Source organism: Mycobacterium sp. NGS35, assembly GCF_059812855.1.
In genome coordinates this window covers 1-21,614 of record NZ_JCALDL010000006.1, presented here as the reverse complement: position 1 = coordinate 21,614, position 21,614 = coordinate 1, and the positions used below count along the sequence as shown (strand labels likewise).

At 65.7% G+C, this 21,614-nt stretch carries 21 protein-coding genes; 7 read left to right on the top strand and 14 right to left on the bottom strand.

Annotated features, from left to right (window positions below; translation table 11 throughout):
* Positions 1 to 44 precede the first annotated feature (44 nt).
* From AC5Y4C_RS11760 to AC5Y4C_RS11730, 7 genes are all read right to left on the bottom strand, one after another.
* The gene (locus AC5Y4C_RS11760; RefSeq protein WP_499907070.1) at positions 45 to 1,193 is read right to left on the bottom strand and encodes a 3-ketosteroid-9-alpha-monooxygenase, oxygenase component; all 1,149 of its coding nucleotides are present in this window, start codon (positions 1,191 to 1,193) and stop codon (positions 45 to 47) included.
* A gap of 192 nt (positions 1,194 to 1,385) precedes the next feature.
* A complete protein-coding gene (locus AC5Y4C_RS11755) occupies positions 1,386 to 1,715 on the bottom strand; it encodes a hypothetical protein (protein ID WP_499907068.1) in 330 nt (109 codons plus the stop codon).
* 218 nt (positions 1,716 to 1,933) lie between these two features.
* Positions 1,934 to 2,335 carry a nuclear transport factor 2 family protein gene (locus AC5Y4C_RS11750; RefSeq protein ID WP_499907483.1) on the bottom strand — a complete coding sequence of 134 codons (402 nt, stop codon included), beginning with the start codon at positions 2,333 to 2,335 and terminating at the stop codon, positions 1,934 to 1,936.
* Entirely contained in the window at positions 2,332 to 3,213 is an 882-nt protein-coding gene (locus AC5Y4C_RS11745) for a TIGR03619 family F420-dependent LLM class oxidoreductase (RefSeq protein ID WP_499907481.1), read from the bottom strand. The genes AC5Y4C_RS11750 and AC5Y4C_RS11745 overlap by 4 nt, the downstream gene beginning before the upstream one ends.
* Before the next feature lie 5 nt (positions 3,214 to 3,218).
* A complete protein-coding gene (locus AC5Y4C_RS11740) occupies positions 3,219 to 4,409 on the bottom strand; it encodes a thiolase family protein (RefSeq protein ID WP_499907066.1) in 1,191 nt (396 codons plus the stop codon).
* Complete coding sequence (locus AC5Y4C_RS11735) at positions 4,409 to 5,473, bottom strand: thiolase family protein (RefSeq protein ID WP_499907064.1); 1,065 nt, start codon at positions 5,471 to 5,473, stop codon at positions 4,409 to 4,411. The genes AC5Y4C_RS11740 and AC5Y4C_RS11735 overlap by 1 nt, the downstream gene beginning before the upstream one ends.
* Positions 5,474 to 5,484: 11 nt before the next feature.
* A complete protein-coding gene (locus AC5Y4C_RS11730; protein ID WP_499961544.1) occupies positions 5,485 to 6,477 on the bottom strand; it encodes a Zn-ribbon domain-containing OB-fold protein in 993 nt (330 codons plus the stop codon).
* A 68-nt stretch (positions 6,478 to 6,545) separates the two neighbouring features.
* Here AC5Y4C_RS11730 and AC5Y4C_RS11725 point away from each other — a divergent pair, with 68 nt between their 5' ends.
* The 3 genes from AC5Y4C_RS11725 to AC5Y4C_RS11715 are packed head-to-tail and all read left to right on the top strand — an operon-like array spanning position 6,546 to position 9,594.
* Entirely contained in the window at positions 6,546 to 7,577 is a 1,032-nt protein-coding gene (locus tag AC5Y4C_RS11725; protein ID WP_499961545.1) for an LLM class F420-dependent oxidoreductase, read from the top strand.
* Between the two features lie 44 nt (positions 7,578 to 7,621).
* Positions 7,622 to 8,374: an acetoacetate decarboxylase family protein gene (locus tag AC5Y4C_RS11720; protein WP_499961546.1), complete on the top strand. Its 753-nt coding sequence runs from the start codon at positions 7,622 to 7,624 to the stop codon at positions 8,372 to 8,374.
* Positions 8,371 to 9,594, top strand: coding sequence for a cytochrome P450 (locus AC5Y4C_RS11715; protein ID WP_499961548.1), 1,224 nt, complete (start codon positions 8,371 to 8,373; stop codon positions 9,592 to 9,594). Before AC5Y4C_RS11720 ends, AC5Y4C_RS11715 begins: the two co-directional genes overlap by 4 nt.
* 56 nt (positions 9,595 to 9,650) lie before the next feature.
* Here the strand turns inward: AC5Y4C_RS11715 and AC5Y4C_RS11710 are convergent, their stop codons facing one another.
* Both AC5Y4C_RS11710 and AC5Y4C_RS11705 read right to left on the bottom strand, forming a co-directional pair.
* Positions 9,651 to 10,487 carry a type IV toxin-antitoxin system AbiEi family antitoxin gene (locus AC5Y4C_RS11710; protein WP_499961549.1) on the bottom strand — a complete coding sequence of 279 codons (837 nt, stop codon included), beginning with the start codon at positions 10,485 to 10,487 and terminating at the stop codon, positions 9,651 to 9,653.
* A 169-nt stretch (positions 10,488 to 10,656) separates the two neighbouring features.
* Positions 10,657 to 11,457 (bottom strand): crotonase/enoyl-CoA hydratase family protein, encoded by an 801-nt coding sequence (locus AC5Y4C_RS11705; protein ID WP_499961551.1) that lies wholly within the window; start codon positions 11,455 to 11,457, stop codon positions 10,657 to 10,659.
* A 49-nt stretch (positions 11,458 to 11,506) separates the two neighbouring features.
* Between AC5Y4C_RS11705 and AC5Y4C_RS11700 the strand changes: the two genes are divergently transcribed.
* The 3 genes from AC5Y4C_RS11700 to AC5Y4C_RS11690 all read left to right on the top strand — a co-directional run bounded on the left by AC5Y4C_RS11700 (position 11,507) and on the right by AC5Y4C_RS11690 (position 14,665).
* Positions 11,507 to 13,156, top strand: a complete 1,650-nt coding sequence (locus AC5Y4C_RS11700; RefSeq protein WP_499961552.1) for an acyl-CoA synthetase — start codon at positions 11,507 to 11,509, stop codon at positions 13,154 to 13,156.
* Complete coding sequence (locus AC5Y4C_RS11695) at positions 13,156 to 14,277, top strand: NAD(P)H-dependent flavin oxidoreductase (RefSeq protein WP_499907048.1); 1,122 nt, start codon at positions 13,156 to 13,158, stop codon at positions 14,275 to 14,277. Before AC5Y4C_RS11700 ends, AC5Y4C_RS11695 begins: the two co-directional genes overlap by 1 nt.
* A gap of 157 nt (positions 14,278 to 14,434) precedes the next feature.
* Entirely contained in the window at positions 14,435 to 14,665 is a 231-nt protein-coding gene (locus AC5Y4C_RS11690) for a hypothetical protein (RefSeq protein WP_499913806.1), read from the top strand.
* A gap of 74 nt (positions 14,666 to 14,739) precedes the next feature.
* On the opposite strand, the gene AC5Y4C_RS11685 is transcribed toward AC5Y4C_RS11690, so the two are convergent.
* Positions 14,740 to 15,963, bottom strand: a complete 1,224-nt coding sequence (locus tag AC5Y4C_RS11685; RefSeq protein ID WP_499961554.1) for an NADH:flavin oxidoreductase — start codon at positions 15,961 to 15,963, stop codon at positions 14,740 to 14,742.
* A 30-nt stretch (positions 15,964 to 15,993) separates the two neighbouring features.
* Here AC5Y4C_RS11685 and AC5Y4C_RS11680 point away from each other — a divergent pair, with 30 nt between their 5' ends.
* A complete protein-coding gene (locus AC5Y4C_RS11680; protein ID WP_499961556.1) occupies positions 15,994 to 16,989 on the top strand; it encodes an NAD-dependent epimerase/dehydratase family protein in 996 nt (331 codons plus the stop codon).
* Here AC5Y4C_RS11680 and AC5Y4C_RS11675 read toward each other — a convergent pair.
* Genes AC5Y4C_RS11675 through AC5Y4C_RS11660 form a run of 4 tightly spaced genes read right to left on the bottom strand, consistent with a single transcriptional unit; the run spans position 16,939 to position 21,380 of the window.
* Positions 16,939 to 17,547, bottom strand: coding sequence for a helix-turn-helix domain-containing protein (locus AC5Y4C_RS11675; RefSeq protein WP_499961557.1), 609 nt, complete (start codon positions 17,545 to 17,547; stop codon positions 16,939 to 16,941). The genes AC5Y4C_RS11680 and AC5Y4C_RS11675 overlap by 51 nt on opposite strands.
* A gap of 31 nt (positions 17,548 to 17,578) precedes the next feature.
* A complete protein-coding gene (gene fadD17 / locus AC5Y4C_RS11670; RefSeq protein ID WP_499907040.1) occupies positions 17,579 to 19,087 on the bottom strand; it encodes a long-chain-fatty-acid--CoA ligase FadD17 in 1,509 nt (502 codons plus the stop codon).
* 4 nt (positions 19,088 to 19,091) lie between these two features.
* Positions 19,092 to 20,189 (bottom strand): acyl-CoA dehydrogenase family protein, encoded by a 1,098-nt coding sequence (locus AC5Y4C_RS11665; RefSeq protein WP_499907038.1) that lies wholly within the window; start codon positions 20,187 to 20,189, stop codon positions 19,092 to 19,094.
* A gap of 9 nt (positions 20,190 to 20,198) precedes the next feature.
* Positions 20,199 to 21,380, bottom strand: a complete 1,182-nt coding sequence (locus tag AC5Y4C_RS11660; protein ID WP_499907479.1) for an acyl-CoA dehydrogenase — start codon at positions 21,378 to 21,380, stop codon at positions 20,199 to 20,201.
* Positions 21,381 to 21,614 lie beyond the last annotated feature (234 nt).

Below are 21,614 nucleotides of genomic sequence, written 5' to 3'. Positions count from 1 at the left end.
GCGAGCGAGCTCGTCGACGTCCGGGGGACGTTGCGCGTCGTCACTCACGTCGAACTCTGCTCCGCCTTCTGCGTCTCCCGGCGCCGCAGGTTTTCCTCGACTTCCTTCTGCCAGTACTCGTTTGCCTTGGTGGTGTCCACCTCGATCTCGAAGCGGTCCGTCATCTCCGGGGTGACGTCGGCGACGTCGACGTAGAACTGCTGATACCAGCGGCGCAGCTGATAGACCGCACCGTCCTCTTCGACCAGCAGTGGGTTGTCGATGCGCGTCTTGTTCTTCCAGATCTCGACGTCCTGCAGGAAGCCCTTGCTGACCCCGACCGTCATTGCCTCGGCGAGTTTTTCGGTCACGTCCTCGCCCATGCCCTTGGGTTTCTGGACGATCACGCCCCACTGGAGCATGAACGATTCCTGGGTCACCGGATAGTGGCAGTTGATCAGAATCGACTCCGCCTTGTAGCCGCCGTAGTTGTTGTGCAGCCAGTTGATCATGAACGACGGGCCGAAATACGAAGCCTCCGAATCCAGATGGGATTCCGTATAGGCGGAACCGCCGAGGTCTACGTCAGGGCGGCCGACGTTGTGCAGATACTGCGACGCGATGTGGCCTTCGAACACATTCTTGAAGTACGTCGGCAGCCCGAAATGGATGTAGAAAAAGTGCGCCATGTCGGTGACGTTGTCGATGATGTCGCGGCAGTTCGACGGAATCAGTTCGCGGTTCCACCGCCAATCCGTCCACTCGTCGCTGGCCCACTCTGGAATCTCGGGGATCCGCACTTCGGGCTGCGGTGGGTTGCCCTCGTGGTCGTGCCAGACGAACAGCAGGCCGCTGCGAATGTCGGTATGCCACGACCGGGTGCGGGCCAGCCGCGGGGTGCGCTTGGCGTATGGCACCAGCTTGCACTTGCCGTCTCCGCCCCAGCGCCAGTCGTGGAACGGGCACGCGATCTCGTCGCCCTTGATGGTGCCCTGGGTCAGGTCACCGCCCATGTGTCGACAGTACCCGTCGAGCACATGCAAGTCCCCGTGCGAGTCTGCGAAAACCACCAGCTTGGTGCCAAACGCCTCGATCGCGTGCGGCTGCCCGTCGGTGAATTCCTTGACCGGGCCAAGGCAGTGCCAGCCCCGCGCATACCTGTCCGGCAGGGTGCCCGAGTCGATTTCGCGGTAACCCGCGGCTTCGGTAGTCACGTCGGCGCCTCCAGTCGTGTTCTCTAACTAGAACACGTTACAGTTTTGCCGGATGCAGATGCAATAAGCGCAGGCCGGCGATGCTCCATATATGACCGAGGGTCCTCTTCGGGTTCGACGGCGCGCCGACCGGCAAGCGCCCGAGCGTTACGGGGCCCGCTACCGCAGCGAACTCACGTTACCGAGTAGCAATCAGGGCGTGCAGCTGGCGGGGCCTCCGCCGGTGCTCACGCAGCAGCGGCCGTTGATGCAGCAGGTGGTGGCGCTGTCATTCGTGCTGGTGTTGTTGCCCACACTGGAGACCTGACTCGGAGTCACATTGTTGGGTCCGGTCTGGATCGAGATGTTGTTGCCGCTGTTGACGTTCACGCCCGGGCCGGTGTAGCCGGGGCCGAACAGGCTGGTCAAGTCAGGCATCCACGGAATGCCGCTCAGGGCGGTGCCGAGCGCACTGGTGCAGGCATCCTCGACGGCCGGCTGCGCGGCGGCGAATCCAGCCGACACGCCACTTCCCACAGTCACCGCGGTGACCATCCCTGCAAACAGAAGCCAACGTCCATGCCGTCCAGATGCCATGATTTCGTCCCCCTGCGGTCGTCGTGCTAGCAAACAGCATGCGCCGCACTAGGGCGCGCTGGCAAGACCCGTCAGCAAAATGATTACGGAACAAATGATGCGTCGCTGAACGCGATGGCAAATCAAGCGCCACAGGTGACGGGGCGATGCGGCAAACCGGCGCGCTAGACCTTGCGGGCGGTCTTGGCGGCCCGGTCCATCTCCCAGTACGCGCGCAGTGCGACGAGCTTGCCGTCGTCGTCGGCCTTGTATGTGAAGACGCCGTCGGCGGTGATCTGGTGACCACCCATCGTGATCACGATGAATCCGACGTTGGCCTCCTCGTTGCCGCACTGGAACGTGTCGACGAAATTGAACTCGATGCGATCCGTGGGAGCGATTGCTTTGTCCCAGAACGCCGCGATGGCTTCCTTGCCCCGGTGTCCCTTGCCTTCAGGGTCGAACGCGGACGGACCGATGGGATCTTCGACGATCGCGTCGTCGGCGAATACGTCCAGCCACGCCTGCTTGTCTCGGGCCGCCACCGCATCTCGTGAGCGCTGGCCGGCGATGTGGGCCTGGTTCACGCGTTCTGCCACCCCGAGTGGATGTAGGTGTCGGCGAACCGTTTCATCGAATCCTGCTTGGCCGACAGCGGCGCGTCGAAGCCCAGCCCCTCGAAAACCCATGGAATGACGATGTTGTCTGTGACGCCGATTTCGGCGAGTTCGCGGTGTCCGTCGACACCGAATTTGTCGATGCAGACAACCTGGATCTCGAATGGCGTGTCGGCGCGGCCGTACTCCTGGCGGTATGCGTGGAGTTTGCCGACGGTTTCGGCGATCTGCTCGGCAGTCATCATCGCGCTGGTCCAGCCGTCACCGACGCGGGCCGCCCGCCTCAGCGCGACGTCGGTGTGGCCGCCGATGTAGAACGGCACCGGCTGCGTGGGCGCGGGGCTCATCTGCAGTCGGCCGAAGTCGAAGAACTCGCCGTGGAATTCCACCATCCCGCCGCCGAGCACCAGCTTGATCACGTCGATCATCTCGTCGACGCGTGCGCCCCGCCTGCGGTACGGAACCCCGCACCACTCGAATTCTTCGGGGGCCCAGCCGATCCCGACACCGAATCCGAAGCGGTTGTTGGTCAGGTTGGCCACCGAGCCGACCTGGCGGGCCAGCAGCAGCGGCTGGCGCGAGCCCAGCTTCATCACGTTGGTGTAGAACCGCAGCGTCGACGTCACCGCACCCATCGCGGCCGCCGCGATCAGCGGGTCCACCCACGGGGTGTTCTCGTCCCACATCCGCGAGCCGTCAGCCGTGTACGGGTAGTCCGCCGACTGCTTTTCCATGTAGAACAGCGAGTCGGGCAGCGCGATGGAGTCGAAGCCGACTTCCTCGGCGGTTCTCGCGATGTCGAGCAACTCGTCGATGGGACCCATCGCGATGCTGCAGGTGTACTTCATCCGGCTCATGCCGCGGCCGTCTCGGCGGCCGGCTTGTCGCTGCCCACCACCCACATCGAGTAGTACTGAGAACCACCGCCATATGCGTGGCCGAGCGCCTTACGGGCGCCGGGCACTTGATGCGCCTCGCCCTTGCCCATCACCTGTATTGCGGCCTCCGCGAACCGGATCAGACCAGAAGCGCCGATCGGGTTCGACGACAGCACGCCGCCGGACGGGTTGACCGGCAGCCGACCGCCGATCGCGGTTTCGCCTGCCTCGGTCAGCTTCCAGCCTTCTCCTTCAGGGGCGAAGCCCAGGTTCTCCAGCCACATCGGCTCGAACCACGAGAACGGCACATAGATCTCGGCCACGTCGATCTCGTCGATCGGGCTCTTGATGCCGGCGGCTTTCCACAGCGCTGCGGCCGCGTCACGGCCCGCCTGCGGGTTGACCTGGTCGCGCCCGGAGTAGGCCAGCGGTTCGGTACGCAGGGCTGTCGCGTGAATCCAGGCGACCGGATGACCCTCGGCCACCCGCGCATCTGAAATCTCCTCGTTGCCGATCACCAACGCGCACGCGCCGTCCGACGACGGGCAGGTCTCGTCGAATCGGATGGGATCCCAGAGCATCTGGGAGCTGAGCACCTTCTCGATCGTGATGTCGGACTGCTGCAGGTGTGCCAGCGGATTCTTGGCGCCGTTCAGCCTGTCCTTGACCGCCACCATCGCGCCGATGTGCGTGGGTGCCCCGGATCGCCGGATGTAGGCGCGCACGTGCGGCGCGAAGTAGCCGCCCGCGCCGGCACCGACCGGCTTGGTGAACGGCACCGGAATGCTCAACGCCCACATCGCATTCGACTCAGACTGCTTCTCCCAGGCCATCGCCAGCACGCGGCGGTACTTCCCCGACTGCACCAGGCTGGCCGCCACCACACCGGTGGACCCGCCGACCGAGCCTGCAGTGTGTACGCGGATCAACGGCTTGTTCGTGGCGCCGACCGCGTCGGCCATGAACAGTTCGGGCATCATGACGCCCTCGAAGAAGTCCGGCGCCTTGCCCACGACCACGGCGTCGATGTCGTCGAACGTCGAACCCGAGTCGGCGAGCGCCCTGTCGATCGCCTCGCGCACCATGCCGTTCATCGACACGTCCTGACGCTTGGCGACGTACTTGGTCTGCCCGGTGCCCAGCACCGCGGCCAGTTGTCCGGCCACTAGTTCTTTCCCTCCAGTACCGCGACCAGATTCTGTTGCAGCGCAGGGCCGCTCGTGGCATGCGCCAGCACCCGCTGCGCCGAGCGATTCCAAATGTGTTGCGCGGCAAAGCCGATACGCTCCAGACCTGCGGAGAACATCGGGTTGGCCGCCAGCGTCCCGCCCGACGGGTTGATTGTCGTCGACGACGGCAGCCCGATCGCCTCCACCAGGATCAGGTGCTGATGGGTGAACGGCGCGTAGATCTCGGCCACGTCGATGGCGCCGGCGTCGCCGCCGGTCGCCGCCTGAGCCGCGGCCGCCGTCGACGGAGACGTGGTCAGGTCGCGAGCACCGAGCACCGGGGTCTCGATGCGGTGCTCGAATCCGGTTATCCACGCGGGGTTTTCGCGGAGCTCGCGGGCGCGGTCCCCGGCGGCCAGCACGATCGCCGATGCCCCGTCGGTGATCGGGGCGATGTCGTGGCGACGCAGCGGGTCAGCGAAGAACGGCCGCGCGAGCAACTCGTCGATCGACTTGGCCGGCTTCTCCGAATCCGTGCGCTGGGCCACCGCGAACGACTCGAGCGCCACCTGCGCCATCGCTTCTTGGGTCCACTTGCCGGCGTCGAGGCCCAGCCGCGCCTGCAGTCCCGCGATCGACACCGAGTCGGGCCACAGCGGAGCGACGGTGTAGGGATCGGTCTGCAGCGCCAGCACTCGGCGCAAGGTGCCGGCCGACGACTTGCCGAACCCGTACACCAGCGCGGTGTCGACCTCGCCGGTGAGCAGCTTGATGTAGGCCTCGTAGAGGGCCCATGCCGCGTCCATCTCCACGTGCGACTCGTTGATCGGCGGCACCGCGCCGATCGAGTCGATTGCCGAGATGAACGAAAAAGCCCGTCCAGCAAGGTAATCCGAAGAGCCGGAGCACCAAAATCCGATGTCGCCCTTGGTGATGCCCAGGTCGTCGTAGAGCTGGTGGAAACACGGCATCAGCATTTCGACGCCGTTGGTGGTGCCGTCGGTGCGGCGCACGTGCGGGGCGTGCGCGAATCCGACGACCGCAATGTCGCGTTCAGTCACGGGCGGTCCTTCTAGAGGTGGTGCTTGTAGGTGTCGTAGTCGGCGTCGGGCTCGCCGGTGGGCCGGAAGTGGTCGATGTTGTCGATGCCGAAATCCCACTCCTCGCGGGGTTTCCACACGGCCTCGACACGCATGCCCATCCGGACCTCCGACGCGTCGATCTCGGTGACCAGGTGCAAAAACGGAATGTCGGCGCCGTCGAGCAGCACGTACGCCGCGACGTACGGCGGCTTGATCCGCTGTCCGGCGAACGGGATGTTGATGACGGCGAATGTGGTCACCGTGCCCTTGTCCGGCAGTTCGACGAACTCGTCGAGCGGCTCCCCGGTGGCCGGATCGGCTTCGCGCGCGGGGAAATACACCTTGCCGTTCTTGCCGGACCGCGCGCCGAGCAGCTTGCCCTCTCGCAGCGCACGCAGATACGCGCTTTCCGGATGCGACGCGCTGTGCTGGACCTCGATGCTGGACGGGATCACGACGATCTTCACCGGGTCCCGGTCGTCGGTGGTCTGCCCGCCGGGTTCGGCTTCTTCGCCCAGCGCGAAGTACGCGATGTCGGTGATCGCACCCACCGGCTCGTCGACCCAGTGCGCATGCACTCGAGTGCCGGTGCTGATCGCGTCTGGTGTCTGCGCGTCGACCGCATGCAGCAGCGGCACGTCGGCGCCGTCGAGCTTGATCAGCGCCCACGCGAAGGGTCGTTGCAGCGGTTGTCCCTCCAGCGGCTGCGGCTGCCACGTCCACGACACCACGGTGCCGACGCTTTGCACCGGTACGATCTCGCGCAGCGGCTCGTACGTGACGGGGTCGTACTCGGCCGGCGGCACGTACACGCGCCCGTCGGATCCGCGGACCCCCACGATGCGCCGCTCGCGCAGTGCGGTGAAGAACTGGCCAAGGACCGGCCCGACCGAACGGGTGTAGTCAAAGGCCAGTTTCAAAGGCGCCGAAAGGGGCGGTTGGGATGTGTCAATCGAGGCCGGACTACTTTGGCTGACAGTCACGCCAACGAGTAGAACAGGTTCTAAGAACTGTCGCAAGAAGCGGTGGCGGCGGCCAAGAGAGGTGAGTCATGAAGCTCGGCTTGCAATTGGGGTACTGGGGTGCTCAGCCGCCGACGAACGCCCCCGAACTCGTCGCGGCGGCGGAGGAGGCTGGGTTCGACGCGATCTTCACCGCCGAAGCGTGGGGTTCTGACGCCTACACGCCACTGGCCTGGTGGGGGTCGTCGACGCAGCGGCTTCGGCTGGGTACCTCGGTGGTGCAGCTGTCGGCTCGCACCCCGACGGCGTGCGCCATGGCCGCGCTCACCTTGGACCACCTGTCCGGCGGCCGGCACATCCTCGGGCTCGGCGTGTCGGGGCCGCAGGTGGTCGAGGGCTGGTACGGGCAGAAGTTCCCCAAACCGCTGGCCCGTACCCGCGAGTACATCGACATCGTGCGCCAAGTCTGGGCTCGCGAAGCTCCCGTGACCAGCGACGGCCCCCACTATCCGCTGCCGCTGCGGGGAGAGGGCACCACCGGACTCGGCAAGGCGCTCAAGCCGATCACCCATCCGCTGCGCGCCGACATCCCGATATTTTTGGGCGCCGAAGGACCGAAGAACATTGCGCTTGCCGCGGAAATCTGCGACGGCTGGCTGCCGATCTTCTACACCCCGCGGCTGGCGGACATGTACAACGAGTGGCTCGACGAAGGGTTCGCCCGACCGGGCGCGCGTCGCACCCGCGACACCTTCGAGGTGTGCGCCACCGCGAACATCGTGATCACCGACGACCGCGCGGCAACGTTCGAGGCGATGAAGCCCTTCCTCGCCCTGTACATGGGTGGCATGGGTGCAGAGGACACCAACTTCCACGCCGACGTCTACCGCCGCATGGGCTACGGCGAGGTGGTGGACGAGGTCACCAAGCTGTTCCGCGCCAACCGCAAGGACGAAGCCGCCAAGATCATCCCCGACGAGGTGGTCGACGACGCCGCGATCGTCGGCGACGTTGACTACGTGCGTAAGCAGGTTGCCGTCTGGGAAGCCGCGGGGGTCACGATGATGGTGGTGACCGCGCGCAGTGCCGACGAGATCAAGCGCCTGGCCGAGTTGATCTAGCTATTGCTTGTCGGTGATTTAGAACACGTTCTACAGTGAGCGCCATGTCCGATGCTCTTCGCCCGAGTGGCTCATCGCGGGCAGCCTCCCGGCACACGATCGCCGGCCAAGTGCTCACCATGCCAGTCGAGATCCGCAAAGCGCAGCAGCACATGGCGATGTTCTTCGTGGACGCCGACGCCGCGCAACGGCTCATCGACTACAGCGGCCTTAAGGTCTGCCGGGTGCTGCCCGGCCGCGCTGTGGTGATCCTGATGCTGATGCATTACATCGACGGCGACCTGGGCCAGTACTACGAGTTCGGCACCAACGTGATGGTCAACCCACCCGGCTCGACGGCCAGCGGTCCCCGCGCCCTGCAGTCCGCCGGTGCCTTCATCCATCACCTTCCCGTCGACCAGGAGTTCACGCTGGAGGCGGGCACCACCATCTGGGGCTATCCAAAAGTGATGGGCGAGTTCACGATTCGCGAAGGCCGCCAATTCGGTTTCGACCTGAACATCGATGGGCAGTTCGTCGTCGGCATGGAGTTCCGGCGAGGCCTGCCGATTGCGCTGACTCCACGGACCCAAGCGCAGCGCACGTACTCGTGTCGCGACGGCGTCACGCGCGAAACGGAATTCGAGATGTCGAGTACGGGTGTGCGCAATCGCGTGGGCGGCGTTCGAATGTGGCTGGGGGACCATCCCTATGCCAAGGAACTAGCATCACTGGGCTTACCGAAGCGGGCGATGCTGTCCAGTTCCGTTGAGAACGTCGAGATGTCGTTCGGTGACGCCCGGGAGGTTGTGCGGTGACGGAATCTGTTTCTTCGGCTCCGCCGAAGGCGACCAGGCCTGACGTAGATCTCACCGACGGTGCCTTCTACGCCGGCGACTCCCGGTCGGTGTACAAGTGGATGCGGGAGCACGAGCCGGTGTTTCGCGATCGCAACGGGCTGGCCGGCGTCGCGTCCTACCAGGCGGTGATCGACGCCGAGCGTCAGCCGGAGCTGTTCTCCAATGCCGGCGGCATCAGGCCGGACCAAGAAGCGCCGCCGATGATGATCGCGATGGACGATCCCGCACATCTGTTGCGCCGCAAGCTCGTCAACGCCGGCTTCACGCGAAAACGGGTGCGGGACAGGGAGCCGGCCATCGCCGCGCTGTGCGACCGGCTGATCGACGCGGTCTGCGAGCGCGGCGAATGCGACTTCGTCTGGGACATCGCCGCGCCGCTGCCGATGGCGGTGATCGGTGACATGCTTGGTGTGCTGCCCGAGGAACGCGAGATGTTCCTCAAGTGGTCCGACGACATGGTGAGCTTCTTGAGCAGCACGACCGCAGAAGAAGACTTCCAGGTCTCGATGGACGCATTCGCGGCCTACACCGAATACATGACCGGCATGATCGAGGCCCGGAAAAAAGAGCCCACCGACGACCTGGTGAGTGTGCTGGTGCACGCCGAAGTGGACGGCGAGAAGCTGGCTGACCACGAGATCGTCACTGAGGTGCTGCTGCTGTTGATCGGCGGCGACGAGACCACCCGGCACACGTTGTCCGGTGGCACCGCGCAGCTGCTTCGCCATCCCGATCAGCATCAGCGGTTGGTGAACGATTTATCGCTGCTGCCCAATGCAATTGAAGAGATGCTGCGCTGGACCTCACCGGTGAAGAACATGGCGCGCACTATCACTGCAGACGTCGAGTTCCACGGCACGCAGTTGAAGCAGGGGGAAAAGGTCATCCTGCTGTTCGAGTCGGCGAACTTCGACGAGAAGGTGTTCGGCGACCCGGAGAACTTCCGAATCGACCGCTATCCCAACAACCACATGGCGTTCGGCTTCGGGACCCACTTCTGTTTGGGCAATCAGCTTGCGCGCCTTGAGCTTTCGGTGATGCAGACCAAGCTCCTGCAGCGGCTGCCGGACTTGGAGCTGGCCTCTGATGATCCGCTGCCGCTGCGGCCGGCGAACTTCGTGAGCGGGCTGGAGAAGATGCCGGTGCGGTTCACGCCCACCAAGCCCGTCGGCGCCTAGCCTTTTCGCCGAGCGTGAGCGCACTGCGAAATCTCGGCTGATTTCTCGCAACCAGCTCACGCTCGGCGGGCGCGAGCGTCCCTGACCCGGCGGATGATGTCCGGTGCGCAGTCCTCAACGGTGACGCGCACGTCGATCCAGCCCTGCTGGGCCAAGCCCTCGGCGCGACGGATGTCCTTGTTGGCCCGCCGCCGGTCCAGGTGATAATCGCCTTCGTAGTCCGCGCCGACCTTGATGTCCTCCCACCCCATATCCACGACGGCAATCAGCACCCCGTATTCGTCGTAAACCGGGATCTGGGTCTGGGGGCGCGGAAAGCCTGCCCGAATCAGCAAGAGCCGCAGCCACGTTTCGCGAGGGGATTCGGCGCCCGGGTCGACGAGCTCGAGCACCCTGCGCGCATTCCGAATGCCCCTTCGGCCCGCATACCGTTCAGCCAGCAACTCGACGTCGGCCGCCTTCAGCTGGGTGGCACGGGCCAGCGCGTCGACGGCCGCGACTGCGTTGTCGAGCGGATACCGGCACGCAATGTCGAGTGCCGTGCGGGCCGGCGTCGTCAAGCGGATGCCGCTTTTCCACTCCACCTCGTCGTCGGCCCAGCGATCAGACCAGGTGCGTATTCCCTTCGGCGGTCTTCGGTTGTCCGACAACACCTCTGCGGGCAGATGCGCATCGATCCATTTCGCACCGTGCAGCGCGGCAGCGGACCGGCCGGCGATCACGTCTTCCCGTCTCGACCACAGCCACGCCGCCTTGGCTCGCGAGACAGCGGTCATCTTTGTGTCGCGCGGGAGGTAGATGTCCTTGTGGACCGCGACGAACCTGCTGCGCAATTGATACGGCGTGAGGCGTCCGGATGCGACGGCCTCGCTCCCGATAAGTGGCTCGTCCATGGCCGAAGTCTGCTGACAGCGACCGACACGTCGCCGAACGTGAGCCGACTGCGAAAAATCGGCCGAGATGTCGCAGTGCGCTCACGCTCGGCGAAAGGGTGAGAGCGAAAGAGTGAGAGGGAAAGCGTGAGAGGGAAAGCGTGAGAGGGAAAGCGTGAGAGGGAATGAGCTAGCGGCCCTTGAACTCCGGCTTGCGCTTCTCTTTGAAGGCGCGCGGGCCCTCTTTCGCGTCCTCGGACAAGAAGACCTGGATACCCAGCTGCGTGTCGATCTTGAACGCCTCGTTCTCGGGCATGCCCTCGGTCTCGCGGATGGAGCGCAGGATCGCCTGCACTGCCAGCGGGCCGTTGTTGTTGATCGTCTCGGCGATCTCCAACGCCTTGTTCAGCGCCTGACCGTCCGGCACCACGTACCCGATCAGTCCGATCTCCTTCGCCTCGGCAGCCGTGAGGTGCCGCCCGGTCAGCAGGATGTCTGCGGCCAGCGTGTACGGGATTTGCCGCGGCAGCCGCACGGCTGACCCGCCCATCGGGTACAAGCTCCACTTCGCTTCGGACACACCGAATTTCGCGCTCTCACCGGCCACGCGGATGTCGGTGCCCTGCAGAATCTCAGTCCCACCCGCGATCGCCGGGCCTTCGACCGCCGCGATCAACGGCTTGGTCAGCCGCCGGCCTTTCAACAACGCGTCGATGCGCGACGGGTCGTAACTGCCGTCTTTGAACGACTCGCCCGGCGGGCGGGCCGTCGCCGCCTTGAGGTCCATGCCCGCGCAGAAGTAGCCACCGGCGCCCGTCAGGATGCAGGAGCGAATGTCCGGATCATTGTCGACGCGGTCCCACGCCTCGACCATTATCGAGAGCATCTCGGTGGACAGCGCGTTGCGCGCCTCCGGCCGGTTCAGCGTCACGATCAGGGTGTGTCCGCGCTGCTCAATGAGGGCGTCGGCGTCTTTGTCGGACTCGCTCACAGTCGCTCACCTTCCTGCAGACTTGTCATGAAATGTAACACGTTCTAATTTGGGCTCCGTGGCCTTGAACATCGCAGACCTTGCCGAGCACGCCATCGACGCCGTGCCTGATCGTGTCGCGCTGATCTGCGGCGACGAGCAGATCACGTACGCAGAGCTGGAGGAGAAGGCCAACCGCCTCGCGCACTACCTGCTGGATCACGGGGTCAAGAAAGACGACAAGGTCGGGCTGTACTGCCGCAACCGCATCGAGATCGTGATCGCGATGCTGGGCATCGTCAAAGCCGGCGCGATCCTGGTGAACGTCAACTTCCGCTACGTCGAAAGCGAGCTTCGCTACCTCTTCGACAACTCCGACATGGTGGCGCTGGTCCACGAACGCCAATACTCCGACCGGGTGGCCAACGTCTTGCCGGAGACTCCGAACATCAAGACCATCCTGGTGGTCGAGGACGGCAGCGACAACGACTACCAGCGCTACGGCGGCGTGGAGTTCTACGACGCGCTCTCGCAAGGCTCACCCGAGCGCGACTTCGGTGAGCGCAGCCCCGACGACATCTACCTGCTCTACACCGGTGGCACCACCGGCTTCCCCAAAGGCGTGATGTGGCGTCACGAAGACATCTACCGCGTGCTGTTGGGCGGAACCGACTTCGCGACCGGCGAGTACGTTAAGGACGAATACGACCTGTCCAAGCAAGCCGCCGCCGGGCCGCCGATGGTCCGCTTCCCGATCCCACCGATGATCCACGGTGCCACCCAGTCGGCCACCTGGATGGCGCTGTTCTCCGGCGGAACCGTCGTTCTCGCACCGGAATTCGACGCCGAAGAGGTCTGGCGGACCGTACACAAGCACAAGGTGAACCTGCTGTTCTTCACCGGCGACGCAATGGCCCGGCCGCTGCTCGACGCGCTGACCCAGGACAACGATTACGACCTGTCGTCGCTGTTCCTGCTCGCCAGCACCGCGGCGTTGTTCTCGCCGAGCATCAAAGAAAAGCTTCTGGAACTGCTGCCCAACCGGGTGATCACCGACTCCATCGGCTCCTCGGAAACCGGCTTCGGCGGCACCAGCCTGGTCGCCAAGGGCCAAGCGCACACCGGCGGACCGCGAGTCACCATCGACAAGTGGACCGTCGTGCTCGACGAGGACGGCAACGAGGTCAAGCCCGGCTCTGGAGTGCGCGGCGTACTGGCCAAGAAAGGCCACGTGCCCGTCGGCTACTACAAGGACGAGAAGAAGTCCGCTGAGACATTCCGGGTGATCAACGGTGTGCGTTACGCGATTCCCGGCGACTACGCGCAGGTCGAGGCCGACGGCACGGTGACCATGCTGGGGCGCGGATCGGTGTCGATCAACAGCGGCGGCGAGAAGATCTACCCCGAAGAGGTCGAGGCCGCGCTCAAAGGCCACCCGGACGTGTTCGACGCGCTCGTGGTCGGCGTTCCCGACGACCGGTACGGGCAGTGCGTGGCGGCCGTGGTGCAGCCGCGAGAAGGAACGCGGCCCACACTGGCCGAGCTCGACGCGTTCGTACGGTCCGAGATCGCGGGATACAAAGTGCCGCGGGCGCTTTGGTACACCGACGAGGTGAAACGCTCACCGGCCGGCAAGCCCGACTACCGCTGGGCCAAAGAGCAGACCGAGGCCCGGCCGGCCGACGAAGTCAGCACCCGACATGTCGGGGCGAAAACCTGATGCGCACCGAACTGTGCGACCGCTTCGGCATCGAATACCCGATCTTCGTCTTCACCCCGTCGGAGCGGGTAGCAGCTGCGGTGAGCAAGGCCGGTGGACTCGGCGTGCTCGGCTGCGTGCGGTTCAACGACCCCGAGGATCTCGAAGCCGTCCTGCGGTGGATGGACGACAACACCGACGGCAAGCCCTACGGCGTGGACGTGGTGATGCCGGCGAAGGTGCCGACGGAGGGCACCGCCGTCGACATCAACAAGCTGATCCCGCAGGGCCACCGCGACTTCGTCGACAAGACGCTGGCGGACCTTGGTGTGCCACCGCTACCCGATGACGAGAAGCGCTCGGAAGGTGTTCTGGGCTGGCTGCATTCGGTGGCCCGCAGCCACGTCGAGGTGGCATTGAAGCACCCCATCTCGTTGATCGCGAACGCGCTCGGTTCCCCGCCGGTGGACGTGATCGACCAGGCGCATCGGGCCGGTGTGCCGGTGGCGGCGCTGGCCGGCAGCGCAAAGCACGCGCAACGGCACGTCGACAACGGCGTCGACATCGTCGTCGCCCAGGGCCATGAGGCCGGCGGGCACACCGGCGAGATCGGTTCGATGGTGCTGTGGCCGGAAATCGTCGACGCGCTGCAAGGCCGGGCACCGGTGCTCGCGGCCGGCGGCATCGGCACCGGCCGCCAGGTGGCGGCGGCGCTGGCACTCGGCGCTTCCGGGGTGTGGATGGGTTCGGCGTTTCTGACGTCGGCCGAGTACCACTTGGGCGCGCGCGACGAATCCGGGGTGTCGACGATCCAGCGGGCGCTCCTCAACGCCACGTCCAGTGACACGGTGCGGCGCCGTATCTACACCGGCAAGCCGGCCCGGCTGCTGAAGAGCCGCTGGACCGATGCCTGGGACGCGCCTGATGCGCCCGAGCCGCTGCCGATGCCGCTGCAGAACATCTTGGTGTCCGAGGCGCATCAGCGGATGAACGAGTCGAACGACCCCACGGTCGTCGCAATGCCGGTCGGCCAGATCGTCGGCCGGATGAACGAGATCCGCCCGGTCGCCGAGATCATCGCCGAGCTGGTCGACGGCTTCGAGGCGGCCACCCGGCGCCTCGACGAGATCGCCGGCCGGTAGCGGCTGACGACCGTCCCCCGATCAGGGGACGCCGGATTACTCCGGCGCAGGGGCCGGTCGCCTGACAGACACCTCTCTTCTGCTGCGGCACAGTAGGTACATCACCGGAACACACCGGGAGACGGACCGAAATGCCAACGCAGACAGGAGAATTGCAATGACCACTCAGACCACCGCCACGTGGATGCGCCGAGTTGCTGCCGGTGCGGTGCTGGCCGCCGCCCCCGCGCTGATCGCGCTCGGCACCGCCACCGCCAGCCACGCCGAAACGCCCTCGACATCTCCGTCGTATGCACCGGCGCCAAGCCACACGACGCAATACCAGCAGGGCGAATTGCAGTCATGGCACCAGCGCCATGCCGCCGACATCCAGTCCTGGTACCGATGAGCTGACAGACCCCAAGCCCGGATGCGAAAGGCATCCGGGTTTGTCTCTCGTGTCGAGCGAACGCCGGAGTTCGCCTAGCGAGGCGACGCAGCGATCTCCGCCTGCGTGTCACGGATGACGCAACGTGTGCCGGTGTAGACGGTGGGCATGCACTTCTGGCAGTGGATACACAAGCCCTCGGTGGTCTGACCGTCACGAAACTTGTTGACCGTATTGGGATCTCGCAGGAGTGCGCGTGCCATCGCGACGAACTCGAACCCTTCGCCGAGCGCCCTTTCGACGGTGTCGAGCCGGTTGATGCCGCCGAGCAGGATCAGCGGCATGCGCAACACCGCGCGGAACTGACGGGCTTGCGGGAAGAAGAATGCTTCCTCGAACGGATACGTTCGGAACAGACGCTGACCGATCATCCGCAATCCCGCACCGACGGCCGCGGGCTGCACAGCGATGAACTCCTCCATCGGCACGTCGCCACGAAAGTAATACATCGGGTTGAGAAGCGAGCTGCCACCGGTCAGTTGCAAGGCGTCCAAATGGCCGTCGGATTCCAGCATCGCGGCGGTGGGCAGGCTGTCGGCCAGCCAGAAGCCCTTTCGCACACCGTCGTCCATGTTGAACTTCGCGGTGACGGCGACTGATCCACCGACCACCGAGCGCACGCGTTCGGCGACCCGGCGTGCCAGCTCCGCGCGCCGTCGGACGTCTCCGCCGAATTCGTCGGTCCGCTTGTTCAGATTCGGGCTGAAGAACGAGCTGAGCAGGTAGCCGTGTCCCATGTGGATCTCGATGGCGTCGAACCCAGCCTCGACCGCAGTGCGAGCCGCACTTCCGAAGTCGTCGACCACGGCTTCGAGCTGTTCGCGCGAGGCGCCTCTGACCCGCGCCATCGCTGGTGCGCTGAAACGCGTGGTGGGTGCCAGGGTTGGCGTGCGATTGGACAAGGTGTTGGCCACCAGGCCGGCGTGTCCGATTTGCGCGCACACCAGCGCGTCTTCGTGGTGAACGGCGTCCGTCAGCCGACGTAGTGCGGGCACGCATTCACGGTTCATGACGATTGTGTCGCGGTGCACCCGGCCACCCGGCGAGATCGCGCAGTAGGCCACTGTGGTCATCGCGGCGCCACCTCGGGCGACGGCGGTGTGGAAGCCGATCAGCTCGTCGGTGACCTGGCCGCGCGGCATCACCCCTTCGAAGGTGGCCGCCTTGATGAACCTGTTCTTCAAGGTCAATGGACCCAGCGTCATCGGGGTGAAGGCCGCGGATCCCGCGTTCGGGCTGCTTTTCGATACCATTGGCATCGTAATATACACGCTGCAGACAGGGGTGACATGCAGATCGCAGTGACAGGTGGCACCGGCTATCTCGGCGCCCACACCGTCCGTGCGCTAGTCGAGGACGGTCACGCCGTTCGACTGCTCGTCGCACCCGGTGAAGAATGCGGGGGGTTGGTGAACCGCCTGCGAGAGCTGGGCGACGTCACGCCGCTGGACGGTGATGTCCGCGACGCGCAATCCATTGACCGGCTTCTCGACGGCTCCGACGCCGTGCTGCACGCCGCCGGCGTCGTCGGCACAGACAATCGGCGCGCCAAATTGATGTGGGAGATCAATGCCTATGCGACCGAGACGATCCTGACGCGGGCGGTCGAGCGGGGGCTGGACCCGATTGTTTCGGTGAGTAGCTACAGTGCGCTGTTTCCGCCGCCTGACAAGGTGATTGGACCTGACAGCCCTCCTGTGACAGGTCGGACGGCCTATGGGAAGACCAAGGCGTACGCCGACCGGGTTGCCCGGCGCCTGCAGCATGCCGGGGCGCCGGTGGTCATCACCTACCCATCGAGCGTGGTGGGGCCTGCGTTCTGCAGCGGACCCGGCGTGACCGAAAGCGGATGGGCGCCGATCGTGCGAGCCGGGATTGCACCGCGATTGCACGGCGGAATGGCTATGGTCGACGTTCGCGACGTCGCGGAGGTCCATCGCAGAGTGATGCAGCCGGGTCGAGGGCCTCGGCGCTACCTGTGCGGCGGAAAGATGGTCGCGTTCGACGACATGATCACCGCACTGGAAAAGGGGACCGGTCGGCGTGTGAAGCGGATTCCCTTGCGCACGAGTGTGTTTCGCGGCATTGGACGGTGCTGCGACATCGCCAGCCGGTTCGTGCCGGTGGGTGCCGGGTTGAGCTACGAAGCGGCTCTGCTGCTGACCGCGGCCATCCCTACCGACGACTCGGCGACGCTCACCGACCTCGGCATCGAATGGCGTTCGCCCGAGGAGTCAATTGTCGAGTCGCTGCGTAGCGGACGCAGCGATGGCCGTCCTCAATAGTTCAGCGATCCGCTCGTACAGCGCATCGGTGTCGTCGTCGGTGGCTACCGACGTAAGGAACAGCGCCGCGCCTGCAGCCATCGCAAGCACTGCCCGCGCGTCGAGATCCGCCTCGCGACGCTGGTCGTGCCCCACGGCATCGACGTCGGCGACGAACAACTCCACCGCAGGCCCGCTGAACGACAACCACAGCGACCGTCGCAACTCCTCGTTGTCTTGCAGCGCCAGAAGCAATCCCGGCACGGCGGCCTTCACGTCCGGGCGGCTGAACAGCTCATGACTGCCGCGGACCACCCAGTCGATCCAGCCCGCCACGTCGGTTCCGTCGAACGGCGTGAGATCCGGTGACTCGCCGAGAATTGCATGCAGGACCAGGGCGGCCTTCGACGGCCAGCGCCGGTTCAGGCTTGCCCGGCCGACACCCGCTCGCGCCGCGATCAGCCGCACGCTGAGCCGATGCCATCCGACCTCGACCAGCAACTCGCGCGTCGCTGCCAGGACCCGATCGTCGATAGACGAATCGCGTGGCCTGCCTCTGGTACCGGTGTCCCGTTCCACCAAGCCATTGAACAGCAGAAGCGCGCAGGTTCTACCGCACGATCTCCCACACCGGGTCGTCGCATTGGACGCCTTGCGCCGAAAGCTGCCGTTTGAGCACTTTGAACGTGTGCGTGCGGGGGAGATCTGTGCTGATCCGCACGAACGACGGCCACTGCTTGGGTCCCAGATCGGGCTGGTCCGCGAGGAACTCGCGGAACGCTTGTGGGTCGAATGCCGCGCCGTCGCGCAACACCAGCGCTGCCATCACCTGGTCGCCGACGTCGCGGGCCGGTATCGGATACACCGCGGCCTCGACGACATCCGGGTGGCGCAGCAGCACGCGTTCTATCGGTGCGGCGCCCAGATTTTCGCCGTCCACCCGCATCCAGTCGCCTAGCCGGCCCGCGAAGTACACATAGCCGGCTTCGTCGCGGTACGCCAAATCGCCACTGTGGTACACGCCGCCGGCCATCCGCTCGGCATCGGCATTCGGGTCGTTGTAGTAGCCCTCGAATCGGCCTGCGCCTGAGATGTTGACCAGCTCGCCGGTTACCCCGGGCGGGCACGGCTCGCCGGTGTCGACGTCGACGATCTCGACGCCGTCGGGCAGCGGCCCCAACGACCCAGCTGGTGTGTCAGGAGTCCGCGCGATCGCCACCCCGCCTTCGGTCGAGCCGAATCCGTCGACCACCAGCGTGCCGAAGCGGCGGGCGAACCGCTCGATGTCACGAGGTGCACCCTCGTTGCCGTACACCACGCGCAACGGGTTGTCGGCGTCGTCGGGACGTTCGGGGGTGGCGAGCACATACGACAACGGCTTGCCGACGTAGTTTGCGTACGTCGCACCGTATCGGCGGACGTCAGCCAAGAACTGCGACGCAGAAAACTTGCGGCGCAACGCCATTGACCCGCGGCACGCCAACGCGACCGACCATCCGACGAGAACTGCGTTGGAGTGGAACAACGGCATCGACACGTAACACACGTCAGCGGGGCCCAGGCCGAAGCGCTCGGTCATCGTGACACCGGCGATCGCCACCTTTCCGTGACTGCAGATCACCGCCTTCGGGTCACCGCTGGTGCCCGACGTGTAGATCAACATGAACGGATCCGACGGTTTCGCGGTCTGCGCGACCACCGGTGCATCCGCGAACTTCTCGAGTTCGATTGCCCACTCGGCGGAGTCGACGTCGACGTAGTCCGTGTCGCCCAGACCCTCGGCCAATGCGGAATCGGCAAGTACCAGTTGACAGTCCGCATGACGGACATCGCGGTCCAGAGCGGCGCCGCGGCGCACCGGGTTCAGCCCCACCGGAACGATCCCGGTGAGCGCCGCTGCGAGGAGCACCGACGAGAAGAACGGCGTGTTCTGAAGAAGCACACCGACATGCGGCGCGCGGGTCGGATCGAGACGCGCATGCAGTGCCGCGGCTACCGCGGCGCCCTGCTGAATGTGGTTGCGCCAGCTGATGAACTCGTCTTCGAAGAACACTCCACGGTCGTCGACCTCGACGAGCGGAGTCACCAGCTCGGTGACGGTCGGAAGCTCGTCGGTCACGCGGTCACACCGGCGTGTCGGCCAGCTCGCGGCCAATCCGGCGCAGTTGGCCTGTGGCGGAACCGATCCCGAACTCGATCTGCTTGGCCACCAGGAAGTAGCGGTGCACGGGATGGTCGATGTCGATTCCGACGCCGCCGTGCACATGCACGGTGGTGTGCGCGATGCGATGGCCGGCGTCGGCCGCCCAGAACGCGGCCGTCGCCACCTCGACGTCCGCGGGCAGGCCTTCGGACAACCGCCACGCCGCCTGAGTGAGCGTCAGGCGCAGTCCTTTTACGTCGATGTAGCCGTCGGCGAGACGTTGCGCCACCGCCTGGAAACTCCCGATCGGCCGGTTGAATTGCTCGCGCGTGCGCGCGTATTCGGCGGTCAGCTCCAGCGACCGCTCCAAGACCCCCAGCTGATACGCGGCGCGGCCCAGCGTGGCCAGCGTGGTGAGCCAGTCGACGGCGTCCGTGCCGCCGGCTGCCCGGCCCGCGTCGACTTCGACGCCGTGCAGGTCGAGATGTCCGACACTGCCCTGCCCGGTGGTCTGCAGTGCGGTCACCGACACGCCGGGGTCAGACGATGCGACGAGGAAAACCCCTGTGCCGGAATCGGTTTCGGCGGGCACCAGGAATGCGTCGGCCACGGGAGCGTAGTTCACCTGGGTGCGGGTGCCGGTGAGCCGGTAGCCCGCTCCGCTCGGCGTCGCCTGCACTGGCCCCTCACCCATCTCGGCGTCGAGTGCCACGGTGATGATCTTCTCGCCGGAGATGGCAGGCACCGCCCACGCCTGCTGTAGGTCGCTGGTGCCGAATTGCGCCAGGGCACCGGCCCCCAGCACCACCGACTCCAGGTACGGCACGGCCGCCAGCTGCCGGCCCAGCGCTGTCAGCACCGCAGCCTGCTCCAGCACCCCGAAGCCACCGCCGCCCAATGGTTCCGGCGCGGCAGCGCTGAGGACGTCAGCGTCGATCAGTTTCGACCACAGTTCGCGGTCGAGCCGTTGCTCCAAGCCGTCGAGGTCACGCTGATGCTCGGGTGTGCACACCGCCTCGGTGATGGTGCGTACCAGCCCGGCGAGATCGTCGGCGGCTTCGGTTTGCGAGAAATCCATGACGTCCTCTCAGCGATCCACTCGAGGCAGGCCCAGCGCCACCATGCCGATGATGTCGCGCTGTATCTCGTTGGTGCCGCCGCCGAAGGTCAGGATCAGGCAGGCGCGGTGCATCCGCTCGACGCGTCCGCGCAGCAGCGCGCCGGGGGAGTCCTGGCGCAGCGTCGCGGCCGTGCCGAGCACTTCCATCAGCAGCCGGTAGGCCTCGGTGGCCAGTTCGGTGCCGAGCACTTTCGCCGCCGACGCGTCTGCCGGTGACGGCGCAGCCTCCCCCGCGGAGGCCAGTTCCCAGTTGATCAGCTTGAGCACCTCGGCCTTCGCGTGCACTCGGGCGAGGTTCAGCTGCACCCACTCAGAGTCGATCAGCCGCGACCCGTGCACGTCCTTGGTGTTCTGCGCCCATTCGCGAACGGCGTTGAGCGCCAAGAAGATCGGCTGCGCCGATACCAGTGCGACCCGCTCGTGGTTGAGCTGATTGGTCACGAGCTTCCAGCCGCCGTTCTCCTCGCCGACCAAATTGGTCGCAGGCACCCGAACGTCTTGGTAATACGTGGCACTGGTGTCCGGCCCGGCCATCGTGTGCACCGGCGTCCACGAGAAGCCGGGTGCATCGGTCGGCACGATCAGCACCGAGATCCCTCGGTGCTTCTTGGCTTCCCGGTTGGTGCGCACGGCCAGCCACACGTAGTCGGCGTACTGGATCAGGCTGGTCCACATCTTCTGGCCGTTGATCACGTAGTCGTCGCCGTCGCGGACGGCGGTGGTGCGCAGCGCGGCCAAGTCGGTACCGGCACCCGGCTCCGAATAGCCGATCGAGAAGTGGATCTCGCCCGCCGCGATCTTGGGCAGATAAAAACGCTTCTGCTCGTCGGTGCCGTACGCCATGATCGTCGGCGCGACACTGTTGATGGTCAGAAACGGCACCGGTGCGCCGGCGATCGCGGCCTCGTCGGTGAAGATCAGCTGATCCATCGCCGAGCGGGCCTGCCCGCCGTACTCCTTGGGCCAGCCCAGCGCCAGCCAGCCGTCGCGCCCCATCTGCGCGACCGTCTCCCGGTAGACATTGCCGGACCCGTATTCGCCCGACGTCATGGACAGCGCTTCGGTGCGCTCCGGTGTCATGAGCTTGGCGAAGTACGACCGCAGCTCGCGGCGCAACTCCTCCTGCTCAGGGGTGTAGCTGATCCGCATCGCGTCGTCGTCCTTCGTCGTTGACAACCGCCGGGCCGCTACCCCGGCGTATTCCTGGTTGTAACACGTTCTAGTCTTGCGGTCCAGGCATGGTTTCCGCCAGCTGCGCGCCAGCCTGGTCCGTATTGTGGGTGCTGCGCTAAAACGGCAGTGCCCAGGTGATTGCGAGGAGGTTGTCGTGCGGGTTGAAGTGGACCGCGATCGCTGTGAAGGTAACGCGGTGTGCGTGGGAAT